The organism is Dysgonomonas sp. HDW5A (assembly GCF_011299555.1).
GTDB lineage: Bacteria > Bacteroidota > Bacteroidia > Bacteroidales > Dysgonomonadaceae > Dysgonomonas_A.
In genome coordinates this window covers 490,081-504,120 of the sequence record NZ_CP049857.1, presented here as the reverse complement: position 1 = coordinate 504,120, position 14,040 = coordinate 490,081, and the positions used below count along the sequence as shown (strand labels likewise).

At 35.6% G+C, this 14,040-nt stretch carries 13 protein-coding genes; 8 read left to right on the top strand and 5 right to left on the bottom strand.

From position 1 onward, the window contains the following. Positions 1 to 46 precede the first annotated feature (46 nt). From rseP to G7050_RS01995, 7 genes are all read left to right on the top strand, one after another. Complete coding sequence (gene rseP / locus G7050_RS02025) at positions 47 to 1,384, top strand: RIP metalloprotease RseP (protein ID WP_166110470.1); 1,338 nt, start codon at positions 47 to 49, stop codon at positions 1,382 to 1,384. Positions 1,385 to 1,489: 105 nt separating this feature from the next. After that, positions 1,490 to 2,440 (top strand): methylenetetrahydrofolate reductase, encoded by a 951-nt coding sequence (locus G7050_RS02020; protein ID WP_166110467.1) that lies wholly within the window; start codon positions 1,490 to 1,492, stop codon positions 2,438 to 2,440. 82 nt (positions 2,441 to 2,522) lie between these two features. Next, positions 2,523 to 3,641 carry a DNA polymerase III subunit delta' gene (locus G7050_RS02015; RefSeq protein ID WP_166110464.1) on the top strand — a complete coding sequence of 373 codons (1,119 nt, stop codon included), beginning with the start codon at positions 2,523 to 2,525 and terminating at the stop codon, positions 3,639 to 3,641. Between the two features lie 138 nt (positions 3,642 to 3,779). Next, entirely contained in the window at positions 3,780 to 5,381 is a 1,602-nt protein-coding gene (locus G7050_RS02010) for a regulatory iron-sulfur-containing complex subunit RicT (protein WP_166110461.1), read from the top strand. After that, complete coding sequence (locus G7050_RS02005; RefSeq protein WP_166110458.1) at positions 5,371 to 5,850, top strand: gliding motility lipoprotein GldH; 480 nt, start codon at positions 5,371 to 5,373, stop codon at positions 5,848 to 5,850. The genes G7050_RS02010 and G7050_RS02005 overlap by 11 nt, the downstream gene beginning before the upstream one ends. A 37-nt stretch (positions 5,851 to 5,887) precedes the next feature. Further along, complete coding sequence (locus tag G7050_RS02000) at positions 5,888 to 6,568, top strand: response regulator transcription factor (protein WP_166110455.1); 681 nt, start codon at positions 5,888 to 5,890, stop codon at positions 6,566 to 6,568. Continuing rightward, positions 6,504 to 7,835, top strand: coding sequence for a HAMP domain-containing sensor histidine kinase (locus G7050_RS01995; protein ID WP_166110453.1), 1,332 nt, complete (start codon positions 6,504 to 6,506; stop codon positions 7,833 to 7,835). The genes G7050_RS02000 and G7050_RS01995 overlap by 65 nt, the downstream gene beginning before the upstream one ends. A 33-nt stretch (positions 7,836 to 7,868) precedes the next feature. Here G7050_RS01995 and G7050_RS01990 read toward each other — a convergent pair whose 3' ends face one another. The 5 genes from G7050_RS01990 to G7050_RS01970 form a co-directional block, all read right to left on the bottom strand. Next, positions 7,869 to 8,288: a PepSY-like domain-containing protein gene (locus G7050_RS01990; protein WP_166110450.1), complete on the bottom strand. Its 420-nt coding sequence runs from the start codon at positions 8,286 to 8,288 to the stop codon at positions 7,869 to 7,871. 139 nt (positions 8,289 to 8,427) lie between these two features. After that, on the bottom strand, positions 8,428 to 8,886 hold the full coding sequence (locus tag G7050_RS01985; RefSeq protein WP_166110448.1) for a PepSY-like domain-containing protein: 459 nt from the start codon (positions 8,884 to 8,886) through the stop codon (positions 8,428 to 8,430). Positions 8,887 to 8,978: 92 nt separating this feature from the next. After that, positions 8,979 to 9,947: a ferrochelatase gene (gene hemH, locus G7050_RS01980; protein WP_166110445.1), complete on the bottom strand. Its 969-nt coding sequence runs from the start codon at positions 9,945 to 9,947 to the stop codon at positions 8,979 to 8,981. Positions 9,948 to 10,630: 683 nt separating this feature from the next. After that, positions 10,631 to 11,608 (bottom strand): type I phosphomannose isomerase catalytic subunit, encoded by a 978-nt coding sequence (locus G7050_RS01975; protein WP_166110443.1) that lies wholly within the window; start codon positions 11,606 to 11,608, stop codon positions 10,631 to 10,633. Between the two features lie 136 nt (positions 11,609 to 11,744). Further along, a complete protein-coding gene (locus G7050_RS01970; RefSeq protein WP_166110441.1) occupies positions 11,745 to 12,197 on the bottom strand; it encodes a YhcH/YjgK/YiaL family protein in 453 nt (150 codons plus the stop codon). Positions 12,198 to 12,416: 219 nt separating this feature from the next. Between G7050_RS01970 and G7050_RS01965 the strand changes: the two genes are divergently transcribed. Then, the gene (locus G7050_RS01965; RefSeq protein WP_166110438.1) at positions 12,417 to 13,979 is read left to right on the top strand and encodes an NAD(P)/FAD-dependent oxidoreductase; all 1,563 of its coding nucleotides are present in this window, start codon (positions 12,417 to 12,419) and stop codon (positions 13,977 to 13,979) included. Positions 13,980 to 14,040 lie beyond the last annotated feature (61 nt).

Genomic DNA, 14,040 nt, shown 5'->3' with positions numbered 1-14,040 from the left:
GTAAAGAGATCAACGATCTTAATTATTTATTTTCTAAAACAGACTAATGGAAACATTTTTCATAAAAGCGTTACAATTAATTTTAAGTTTATCAATATTGGTTATTGTCCACGAATTCGGACATTTCTTTTTTGCCCGTGTATTTAAAATTAAGGTCGAGAAATTTTACCTCTTTTTCGATATAGGTTTTTCTTTATTCAAGTTTAAACCTAAAAATAGCGATACAGAATATGGTATCGGTTGGTTACCTTTGGGAGGGTATGTGAAAATTGCCGGAATGATCGACGAGTCGATGGATAAAGAGCAACTGAAACAGCCCGAACAACCTTGGGAGTTCAGATCTAAACCGACATGGCAACGTCTATTGGTGATGATTGGAGGTGTTCTTTTCAATATAATTTTGGCAATATTTATCTACTCAATGATTCTCTTCTCATGGGGCGATTCTTATATCTCTTTTAAAGATGTAAGCCGTGGTATGGAGTTTAGTCAGGTTGCAAAAGATGCAGGCTTTCAGGATGGCGATAAAATTATAAGTGCTGATGGCAAAGAGTTAAAATATCACATGGATAAAACATTGGATATAAATACCCTGATGAAGTTTGCCAATGCTAAAGAAGTTGTTATTGAGCGAAACGGAGAGCTACAAACTGTAACTATGCCTTTAGATTTTGCCGATAAGATGATAGGCTCAAAAAAGATGGCTTATGAAATGAAAATTCCACCTGTTGTAGACAGTGTAATTGTAGGCAGTATCGCCCAAAAAAGCGGTTTAATCAAAGGAGATAGTATTGTATCGGTTAATGGTAAAGCGGTAGAATCTTTCGCCGGAATTCGGAAAAATATAGGGGAGAATCTAAATTCAGAAGTAGTTATCAGTTATTACAGAGGCGATTCTCTATATAGTACTACCGCAATTGTAGATAGTTCGGGTGTTTTAGGATTTACTTCTATCCCATTGACAGCGATTTGTCAGTTGAGACATGATAATATTGGTTTCTTTGCTTCATTTCCGGCGGGAGTGAATCTGGCAAAAGAAACCCTACAAGGATATATTGCACAATTCAGATTTGTATTCACAAAAGAAGGTTTATCTAATCTTAGTGGGTTTGGTGGTATCGGAAGTATGTTCCCTGCTACTTGGGATTGGCAGGCATTTTGGTTTATGACTGCATTCTTATCTGTGATTTTGGCTGTGATGAATATCTTACCTATACCCATGTTGGACGGTGGACATGTGATGTTTTTGCTTTACGAAATGATTACTCGCCGAAAACCGAATGAAAAATTCCAAGAGTATGCTCAGGTTGCAGGTATGGTATTTATTTTTGCTTTACTGATTTATGCAAACGGAAATGACCTTTTTAAAGCCATATTCAAGTAAAGTATCAGATTTATCTTACCACTGACTAAAGTGGTATAATAGTTAGTTACAACTATAAAATAGACCAATAAATTTTATTCTTTACTTATAAGGTAAATACGGATAATGAAAGTTACAGATTTAATCGAAAATAATGGAAAAACCGCTTTCTCTTTTGAGATATTGCCCCCTTTGAAAGGTAATAGTATTCAGAAAGCGTACAACATAATAGACAAGCTGATCGAATTTGATCCCAAGTATATAAATATAACTACGCATCACAGCGAAAATATATACAAGGAAATGCCCGATGGGACAGTAACTAAGGTGAATGTAAGAAAACGCCCGGGTACTGTAGCAATTGCAGCTTCTATACAGAATAAATATAATATTACTGCTATTCCTCACATGATCTGTAAAGGATTTACGAAAGAAGAAACAGAATATGCTTTGATAGATTTAAATTTCTTGGGAATTCATAATCTTCTTCTTTTAAGAGGAGATGCTCATAAGCTTGAGTCGGATCAATTGGCGGGTAATATGAATCAGTATGCAACTGATTTGCAGGTGCAGGTCAATCAATTTAACGAAGGAATAACAGCCGATGGAGGAACTTTTGATCGATTCGAAACTCCATTTTCTTATGGAATGGCTTGTTACCCCGAGAAGCATGAAGAAGCTCCCAACTTAGAGTCGGATATTCATTACTTGAAAATGAAACAAGAGCAAGGTGCAGAATATTTTGTGACTCAAATGTTTTTTGATAACAGTAAATATTTTTCATTCGTAGAACGTTGTCGTGCCGAAGGTATTTCTATACCGATTATTCCCGGAGTGAAGCCGATATATAAAACGAATCATCTGACTCTTTTACCCAGAACATTCAGGTCTGATATTCCCGAAGAGCTGGCTTCCGAATTGAGAAAATGTCAGTCGGATGCAGATGCAAAAGAAGTCGGAATAGAGTGGGGGATTAAACAATGTAAAGAATTGATTCAATACGGAGTCCCCAGTATTCATTTTTATGCTCTAATGGCTACCGAAAGTGTACGCCGCATAGCTAAAGAGGTGTATTAATCCGTCAACAGTTAACAAAGCGGTGAGTATAGGGGGCGAATAAATATTCGCTCGAAAACTAAATAAAAGAAGATAAAGAATAGTGTTTTTTAAAGATATAATAGGGCAAGAAGACGTAAAAGAACAATTGATAAGTTCGGTTAAAAAAGGTATTATACCTCATGCCCGACTCTTTTGCGGACCGGAAGGGGTAGGTAAACTATCTCTTGCACTCTCTTATGCTCAATATCTGAACTGCCTTGACCCTCAGGATAACGATTCGTGTGGAAAGTGCAGTTCTTGTCTTAAATATAAGAAACTCGCACACCCCGATCTTCATTTTGTTTTTCCTGTAATCAAGAAAGACAAAAAAGAAGTATGTGATGATTATATCAATGAATGGAGGACATTTGTAGGCGAGCATCATTATTTCAGCTTAAGCCAGTGGTTAGCATATGTTGGAGCTGAGAATGCCCAGGGTATGATCTATGCAAAGGAAAGCGAAGAGATTATCCGAAAACTGAGCCTTAAAATATACGAGGCAAAGTATAAAACGATGATCATCTGGCTACCTGAAAAAATGCACGAAGCATGTGCCAATAAGCTCCTTAAAATAATAGAAGAACCTTATGATAAAACGGTTTTCATATTGGTTTCTAATACTCCTGACCAGATAATAACAACCATACAGTCGAGATGTCAGCGTGTCAATATACATAATATTGCAGAGAGTGCTATTGTAGAAGCTCTAAAGTCAGAATATAATATAACACCCGAAGATGCAGTTACGGTAGCTCACATAGCCAATGGCAGCTATCTGAAAGCTATTGAAACCATTAGTTTGGATGAAGAACATAAGTTCTTTTTTAATCTTTTTGTTCAAATGATGCGATCTTCCTATGCCCGTAGTATCAAAGATATTAAGGCGATTGCAAATGAAATAGCAACAGTTGGAAGAGAACGTCAGAAGAATTTTTTAGTATATTGTCAAAGAATGATACGTGAGTACTTTGTAAGTAATCTCAAACATTCGGAAATGATATATTTAAATCAAGAGGAGAACCGTTTTGGAAATCGTTTTGCTCCTTTTATCAACGAAAAAAATATAATAGATTTTACAGCCGAATTGGCTTTAGCCGAACGGCATATCGAACAGAATGTAAATGCAAAGATGGTCTTTTTTGACTTATGTCTGAAAATAACCATGCTTTTGAAAAGATAAGGTCGTAGACCTATTTATTGCTTTGGCAAGTATAAGTACAACTGACAGTTATAATTAAAAGATGTTGCATTAAATACTTACTTTTGCTTATATAAACCCACAAAGTCGAAAAAGGGGCTTTGTTTTATTTAAAACATTATGGAACTTAATTTAAATCCCAATAAACAGTACAAGCCGGTAAACGATTGTTTAGGCACATGCAAAACTCCGATCGGTTGCACATGCGGTAAAAAGAAACAAACCGTTGTAGTAAATGGAATGCAAGTGAAAGCTTGTGGTTGTGGCAAAAATCCAGGAGGAGCTTGTGGAGGAGCATTGAAAAAGGCTGAGGCCGAGGCTACTTCCGGAGGTTCTCCAACAGATGCTAATGCACCGTCAGCCCCCACAGGAGGCAGTTGTTGTTCGTCCGGCGGTGGCGGTTGTTCATCAGGTGGTTGCTCTTCGGGTGGCTGTTCATCAGGTGGCGGAGGCTGCTGCAGTAGTACTAAAGGTACTCACAAGTTAGAAGTTTTTGATTGGCTTTATGATATGCCCGAGTCGCAATTAGAGACTCAGATGGTAGAGGTTCAATTCAAAAATACGCGAAAAGGCTACTATTTAAATAGTAACAATCTCGATTTGTATAAAGGAGATATTGTTGCAGTAGAAGCTACTCCCGGTCATGATATCGGAGAGGTTACCCTGACCGGAAAATTGGTTCTTCTGCAAATGAAGAAAAGCAATTACAGAGGTCAGCCAGGCGAACAAAAACGTATCTATAGAATTGCTAAACCTCTGGATATTGATAAATACAATGAAGCTAAAGCATTAGAACATAAAACGATGCTAAGGGCCCGTGAACTAGCCGAAAGTCAGAATCTGAATATGAAGATCAGTGATGTGGAATATCAAGGCGATGGAAACAAAGCAATATTCTATTATATTGCTGATGAACGTGTCGATTTTCGTCAGCTGATCAAGGTTTATGCAGAACAATTCCGTGTAAAAATTGAGATGAAGCAGATCGGAGCCCGTCAGGAAGCAGGAAGAGTAGGAGGTATCGGCCCTTGTGGAAGAGAACTCTGCTGTTCAAGCTCGATGTCGAATTTTGTTTCGGTATCTACCTCCGCAGCCCGTTTTCAGGATATATCTCTGAATCCTCAAAAACTTGCTGGTCAATGTGGAAAACTCAAATGCTGTCTTAATTACGAAGTGGATACTTACGTAGAAGCTCAGAAAAAGCTGCCTTCACGTGAGATTGTTCTGGATACAAAGGACGGATCGTTTTTCCATTTTAAGACAGATATACTTTCGGGTATGATGACTTATTCAACAGATAAGCACTTTGCAGCCAATTTGGTGACGGTCAATAAAGATCGTGTCTATGAGGTAATGAAGATGAATCGCAACGGCAATAAGCCTGTGAGAATAGATATCGAGAATGCCGAAGTGCAGGAGAAAGCCGGAGCTATGGATATTCTGGAAGATAACATTAATCGTTTCGATAATAATTCGAATAACAAGAACAGAAAGAAGAAAGTTGTCAAAGGCGGAGGACGTCCTCAGACCGAAGCTACTGCTCAAGCAACAACTACGGAGAAAGAACCTAAGAATGTTGCAGTAAGCAATGAAAATAAGGAATCTGCTCCTAATTCTCAACGTAATAAGAATCGAAACAATAATAACAGGTTTAGAAACAGACCTCGAAATAATGAGAATCGGAACAACCGAAATGACAATTCGCCTCAGAATGAAGCATAAATTTGTATACATAAGTATATTGATAATAGGATTTGTATGTCTCTCGTGTGAAAAACGAGAGGCATATTATCGTTTTAGCGAACTTCAAGAAGATGAGTGGAGTAAGTTAGATACAATTTACTTTGATATAGATTCTTTATCAGTCCTACCTAATGTCCCTTATGATGTAACAATTGAACTGGTGAATAACTCAGATTACCCATATCAGAATATCTGGTTATATATTCTGGATGATTTTGAATCTCAAAATTTCACATTGGAAGAAAAGCAATATGAACTGGCTGATAAACTAGGCAAATGGCATGGATCAGGTTTTGGTTCATTGTATCAGTTACCTTTACTCTATAAAAAAGATGTTGTTTTTCCTGAGAAGCGAAATTACCAGTTAAAGGTCGTTCATGGCATGCGTGATGAACCTTTGCAGGGTATTGAGAAAATAGGCTTAAAGATAGAGAGTACAGAGAACTAAGGTTCTCTCTTATTACAAACTAACACTTCGACCGACCATGAAACTACTATTAGTTGAAGATGAATTGGATTTACAGGAATCAGTAGTCGAATATCTCCAATCGGAAGGTTTTTCTATTGAAACGGCTTCTAATTATCCGGATGGAGAAGATAAAATTTCAATGTACAATTACGATTGCCTTATAATTGATATTTCACTGCCCGGTGGTAGTGGGCTTGATTTGATCCGATTACTTAAAGAAAAAGATACCGAAGCTGGAGTCATTATTATTTCCGCAAAGGATTCCCTTGATGATAAATTAACAGGCTTAGATATAGGTGCGGACGACTATCTAACAAAACCCTTTCATCTTTCGGAACTGAATGCACGTATAAAATCAATAATAAGAAGACGGAGTTTTAAGGGTGGGAATGTGCTGGACTTTAATGAAATAAAAATTTCATTTGATAGTCGGAAAGTATTTGTTAACGATAAAGAAGTTACCCTAACCCGTAAAGAGTACGATTTACTTTTGTTTTTCATTACCAATAAGTCGAAAGTATTGGACAAAGAAGCAATAGCCGAACATTTGTGGGGTGATAATATGAGCCTTGTAGCCGACTCTTTTGATTTTATATATACGCACATCAAAAACCTTCGTAAGAAGCTTATTGATGCAGGTTGCAAAGATTATATCCATACAGCGTATGGTGTCGGTTATCAATTCGAAGATAAATGAAATGAGCCTATTCCATGTCATAAGACGTTATTTATTACTTACCTTACTTTTTATCATAGTATTGGGGTGTGTATCTACATTCTTTATCTTCAATACATTTATACACCAATCTACCGATCAGATTCTTTATGAATATAAAGATCGAGTAGAAAACTATGTAAAGTTAAATGATACGCTAACGATTATAACATCATCGGTATTTCAGCCTAACCGCATAGAAGAAAGACTGATAAATAACTCAGATAATTATACTTTAGGTCTTAAAGATACTTTGTTATATAGCGAGGCTACAGGCGATTTTCAACCTTATCGTCAACTTTATTTTGTTGTAGAGTATAAGCAACAACAGCATCTTATTACCTTGAATCAGCCTACAATAGTGCTTGATGATTTATTATATATTATTGTCGGATTACTTATCCTAATATTTGTGTTGTTCGGTATATTTATCTATTTAATAGATTTTTACCTGAAAAGGAAGGCATGGTCCCCCTTCTATAATACGATGAATAAATTACAGGATTATGATTTGGGAATAGGAGAGGAGCTTAATCTCAATGATTCGGGTATTAAAGAGTTCGATGACCTCAATAATGTCTTAAACAAGATGGTTCGTAAAATAAACGCTGATTATGAAAATATGAAAAACTTTTCGGAAGATATTTCTCATGAGATGCAGACCCCATTAGCTATAGTACAATCGAAATTAGAAATTTTAAAACAAAGAACATTTGATGATAAAGATGCTTCATTATCTCTCAATACTATATCAAAGGCCGTTTTACGTTTGTCAAAACTAAACAAATCACTTTTGTTATTAACGAAGATTCGTAATGATCAATTCCAGGAAGTTAACGAAGTAAATATTTCCGTTATAATAAATAATTATATTGAAGGACTTGTTGAATTAATTGAAGCAAAAGAAATTACGTTAACCTTAAATATCTCCGATTGTATTTTACGCATGGATGCTCATCTTGCAGAATTCTTAATATCCAATCTAATTAGTAATTCGATACGTCATAATATACAGGGAGGATATATCAAGATTAGCTTAGATACACAAAGGTTAACAATCGAAAACTCTTGCGAGATAATCGAAGGAAAATCTGCAAACTTATTCGAAAGAATGGTGAGTAACAGAAAAGGAGACTCTACCGGGTTAGGAATGAGTATTATAAAGTCGATATGTGATAAAAATAAATTTAAGATAGAATACTCTTATCCCGATAAGAATGTATTTTTTACAATTCTAGATTTTACTTGATGATATTATTCTGAGAATAAAAAGCCTACAAGATTAATCTTTCCCTATAAATTCACCTTTGTGTCCGAATTTAAGCTCTACAGAGCTGGCTAATTCTACATTATACCCATATTTTTTCTTCTTTATCTTAATAATTGCTCGGCGTGGATAATTTTTTGAGATGTATTGAGATATGCCTATAGGTAATAAGTCAATTATAGATTTAGGCATAGGTGTGTATTCTCCTTTTATTTTAATCCAGTTGCCATTGCTGTCAAACTCAATTTCATGTCCGCTTCGTAGGTCTGCTTCAAAACCATCATTGTCAGATTTTGATTTTACAATTTCATTCTTCGGAAAGTGGCGATTTATAAATTGTATAGCATTAGGAGGTAGTTCCCCCTTTTTATTACCAGCTTCGGAAATATTCGGAAAACAAACAAATATGAGTAGTATATATATGATATATTTCATAAAAGGGATAATGTTCTATTGACTGTAAAAATACATAATAATTGTGATATGAAAAGCCTGTTCTCTATTTCGCTTTTAATGAGACGAAAAGAGGTAACCGCGTAGGGTACCTCTTTTCTTTATTATGTATGAAGCAATATTAGTAATCAACCTTTAAAATATCGCCATTGTGATTGAATTTCAATTCGGCATCTCGTCGTCCATTATCTAACTCAACTTTATAGCCGTAATCTTTTCTTTTTATTTCAGTAATTCTCCAATCCTTAAAATTCTGTCTGATGTAAGAATTAGTCTTCTTTGGGAGTAACTTTTGAATAGATTGAGGTAAAGACCCATATTCTTTAGTCTTGATTTGTTTCCAGTGGGCATAATAATCCAGCTCGACTTTAATATTGTTATCTAATTGTATATCATATCCATGCTTATCTCTTTTTATATGATATACTTTATTCTTCTTAAAATGATTTTTAAGAAAAGATTTACCCTCTGATGGTAACTCCGAAATTGAAATTTGTTTGTACCGATGCCTTGCTTCAGCAGGAATCGATAACGTTAGAAAAGTAATAAGTAGGATAGATAGAATATGCAACTTTTTCATGACACTTCAGTTTTAATATTAGTATGTTGTAAATTATACGACAAACGTAAATATCAAATCTAAAGATATTCTGAAGTTGATAAATTGTGGGATTATACTTTATTTGTAATCATTTTAATAAGACCCTCAATCCAATAGGGTTCGAAATTTAAACAAGGAACAAAAGTAAACTCTTCTCCTCCGGCTTTCATAAAGTTATCTTTAGCAACTATACCTATGTCATAAAGAGTTTCGAGGTTATCAGCCGGGAATCCGGGTGTGATAGCAATAACCCTTTTTACACCATTGACAGGAAGTTGTTTCATTGTCTCATTCAAATCCGGTTTCAACCATTTAGGTCCAATTGCAGATGAATATACAATGCGATTTTTTTTAGGATCAATATCTAATTCCTTACTGACTAATCTTACGGTTTCTTTTATCTGATATACATAATCGAAATCTTTCCCTTTTTTCCAACCCAGTTCTACATGGCTAAGTGGCAGGCTATGAAAGCTAAATACAAGTCTGTCATATTCCTTTTTGACATAAGGTTTAAGGCTTTCTGCTAAAGCATGTATATAGTTGGGGTCGCTGTAATATGGTTCTATGATTTTTAGCCTGAATGAATAAGGCTTTTTGTAAAAATGATCGGCGATAGCATCTACAACTGTTTTATATGACGATTGGGCATACTGGGGGAAGAGAGGTACAACCACTACTTCGTGTAATGTTGCGCATTTAGATTTTAGTTTTTTTAGAGCATCAGGAATAGAAGGTAATCCATAACGCATAGCTACCTCTACGGGCATGTGTGTAGCATCTTCTATTTTTCGAGCCAGTTGCATTGTATTATATAGCAAGGGCGATTCGGCTTGATTATCATCCCAAATGAGAGAATAATGTGATGCAGAATTGGAAGCTCTTAGTGGAGCTATAATTTTAGTAGCAAGAGTTGGTCTTATCCAATCGGGTACTGTCATGACCAGCGGATCGGATAACATGGCTCCTATAAAGAATTTTACATCTTCTTTGCTTTTCGTTTTGGGACTTCCTGTATTTACAATAAGAATGCCTCTCATGTGATATGATTACTATTAAGTAAAAGAAAATATTAATGGTGCATTTCAAGTGCATAACAACCTATTGCGGTTTTGTATGCAAAGCAATAAATAGTTCTGCGAATTTAAAACATACTTTTAAAGTAATAAGTATAAAAATACAACAAATTATTGAGTATTGCCATGAACCTACTTTCATTTTAAGATGACAGACCTTTTTGTTGCTTTGTTGTAGCAAAAGGTATATGTTTTCATTGCTACCAGGGGATGTTAGATTAAATATTCTAATTACTTAAAGAATACTTATCCTTATTGATTTGATTTATATTTTTCAATTCTTATTTGATATTAGAATAAATTTTAGATGTGTTCTATCTTGTTAGGTTATTTGTGCTTTTGATTTATATAGTATTTATTGGGTGGTGTTTATGTTGTTGATATATAGCGTTATGCTTATTCTGACTACATAGGATATGTGCTTTTTGTTTGTTGTCAATATTACAATAAGTCTTTCTGCTAATTATTGGCTATATCATTGGAATCATAATTTATAATACATTGTTTTAGTATTTGTGCAAGTGGTCAATAGTGGTAATTCTACCTAACCATACCCCGATGAAAAAAGAGGAATGAGACTTGTTATGTCCTATCCCTCTTCTTTAATGAGTCTTAAATAATTTTGAGACCTTGCTCAGAATATTTATTTATACATAAGTCTCCAATAATTGAACATGAGTATTTGGAGTTATAGTAATATTTTTGGTGTTAGCCGCAGGTACTAATAAAGTTTCGCCTTGCTTCAATTCGATAGCGTTATTATTAGAATCTTTCACTTCGCAGCTTCCGTCCATACAGATATAAATAACAAAAGAATCTTTGTTACTATGATCTTGTGTGTATGGCTTATCTAATTCCAACAGGTTTGTTGTGAAATACTGACAAGATTCCAATGCAACAGTATCATTAGCCTTGTGTGAATAGTCAATTTTGTAATTGTCGTACAATTTAAAATCAATCGCATCCTTGGCTAACTCAGTATGAAGTTCTCTTCCATTACCATTTGCATCTTTACGGTTGTAATCGTAGATGCGATAAGTAATATTGGATGTTTGTTGAATCTCAGCAATAAATGTACCTGCTCCGATAGCGTGTACACGTCCTGCGGGAAGGAAGAACGAATCGCCTTTCTTCACATCGTGTTTAGCTAAGTAGTCAACAAAAGTGTTATCTTCTATGCTCTTCACATATTCGTCAGGGCTAAGAGCTTTAGCAAAACCCGAATACAAGAAGGCTCCCGGAGTTGCATTAATAACATACCACATTTCGGTTTTGCCGAACGACTTATGTCTTTTCATTCCCAATTCGTCATCGGGATGTACTTGTATCGATAGATTATCTCTGGCATCAATAAATTTGATTAAAAGTGGAAAAGTAGATCCGAATTTCTCGAATACATGTTTTCCGACAAGGCTCTCTTTATATTGAGCTATCAGGTTTTGAAGATTAAGACCTCTCAGGTCTCCATTGTCAACAACCGAAACGTTGTTTTCTACACCCGATATTTCCCAGCTTTCACCAATTCCATCTTGTTGGGGTGTTATGCCTTTAAATTTACAAATATCAGATCCACCCCAAATGATTGATTTTAGGATTGGACTGAATTTCAGTGGATATAAGTTCATGATTGTTATATAAATTTGATTAATAAGCAATGTGAAATATTTACTTTTATGTGGCAGACAGTATTTAATGTCGTATATCAAAACGATACCTAATAGCCGTTTCTATACTGGTTAGACAATAAATAGGTCTGAGACCTTATGATTCCATTTTTACTTTTATAACAATCTTAATAACCGAGCCTTCTCCGATACATGGAGCATGTCCATCCTGCGGAAAAAAGATAACAAAGTTACCCGGCATCAAATCAAATTTGACAGTAGGCTTATCTTCGAAGAATTGAATGTCTTTAGTTGTATCAAAAGGAGCAGCCTCTTTTTGTAAGCCGGCTCTTTCTATCCATCCAAAACCTTCGGATTTCGAAACTGGTATTTGTATATCCAAATACTTATTATGAACTTCAAGTCTTGCCTGTTCAGGAGTTTTCAGATTGCTTTCACTGATGATTGCAAATATGTTCTGTCCGTCAATTTCAATTTTTCCCAATTCTAGGTTTTTCATATCCAAGGATTTGATAAACTCAATCGCTTTAGGAAATAAAGGGTTCAGGCTTTCATAGTTCGAAATTTTTTCAATACTGTCTATTATCATGATGTTTTTTATTTAAGATTATACACAAAAGTAACAATTAATTGCAAGAATAAAATATGAATAAGTGTAGTAAAATATTTATTGTTGCTCTAAGGGGCTCACTTAAACATTCTTTAGTATATTTGGCTAATAAAGGTCTGAAATTTTGATAGAGATAATTTATTAACAGACCAACCTAATTTATTTTCATTTATCTTTGTAATCAAAGATTTGATTTTTATGCAAAAAGATATAGACTTAAGGGTAAGCCCCGATCAAGCCGCAGATATAAATCTCGTTAAAGGTATTGCAGCAGATAAAACCAATACCAAAATGACGGAGATTACAGATGTGCGGATAATGAAACGTTCGATTGATGCTCGTCAGCGTAATATTTTTATCAATTTACGTGTCAGGTTATATATCGGAGAACCTCAGCCAGATGTGTTTTTTGATAAAACAGATTATCCCGATGTAAGTAAGTCGCCTCAGGCGATAGTTGTAGGAGCAGGTCCCGGTGGATTATTTGCTGCTTTACGACTTATTGAGCTTGGTGTACGACCTATTGTTGTGGAAAGAGGTAAATCGGTAAGAGAACGTAAAAAAGATTTAGCGACTATCAATAGGGAGCATATTGTTGATGGAGACTCCAACTACTGTTTCGGCGAAGGTGGAGCTGGTGCCTATTCGGATGGAAAGCTCTATACAAGAAGCAAAAAGCGTGGCAATGCCGATAAAATATTGAATGTATTTTGCCAGCATGGAGCAACTACCGATATTCTGATTGATGCCCATCCTCATATCGGAACAGATAAACTTCCGGCAATTATTCAAAGGATGCGTGAACAAATAATTTCGGCAGGAGGAGAAGTTCATTTCGAGACCCGTATGGATGAACTTATTATTGAGAATAATGAAGTAAAAGGTATCAAAACCAATACAGGTAAAATATTTGAAGGGTATGTAATATTAGCAACAGGACATTCAGCTAGAGATGTATATTATATGCTCCATGACAAGAAAGTAAAGATCGAAGCTAAAGGTTTAGCAGTAGGTGTTCGGGTAGAACATCCTGTACATTTGATAGATCAGATACAATATCATAATCCTGAAGGACGTGGCGAATATTTGCCTGCTGCCGAATATAATTTTGTAGTTCAATCGGGCGATAGAGGTGTCTATTCGTTTTGTATGTGTCCGGGTGGAATTGTGGTAGCTGCTGCAAGTGGCGATCGTCAATTGGTTGTCAACGGAATGTCGCCCTCTAATCGTGGATCAAAATGGTCAAATTCGGGAATTGTAGTTGAAATACATCCCGGAGATTTTCCCGAATACCAAGAATATGGAGAACTTGAGCTTCTTAAATTTCAAGAGGACTTAGAAGAGAAAGCTTGGATTGCAGGAGGGAAAACTCAGGTTGCACCCGCACAACTTATGTCTGATTTTGTAAACAATGTAAAAAGCGAAGAACTGCCTAAGACATCTTATGCACCGGGTATTACATCTTCTAACTTGAATGAGTGGCTACCTCCATTTATCTCGAAACGTTTGCAAGACGGGCTTAATCAAGTGGGAGCAAAACAGAAAGGGTACTTGACTAACGAGGCTATTTTATTGGGTGTCGAAAGCCGTACGTCTTCGCCTGTTCGTATTTTGCGTGATCGAGAGACTCTTCAACATGTCGAAATAAAAGGTCTTTATCCTTGTGGCGAAGGTGCAGGTTATGCAGGTGGAATTGTTTCTGCCGGAATGGATGGCGAACGCTGTGCAGAGGCTTTGGCTGGAGTGTTATTGAAAAACTAACTATTTATTGATATAGAATTTTGTAGGGGCGAATAATTTTCGCCCTTTTTTATTTTAAGCT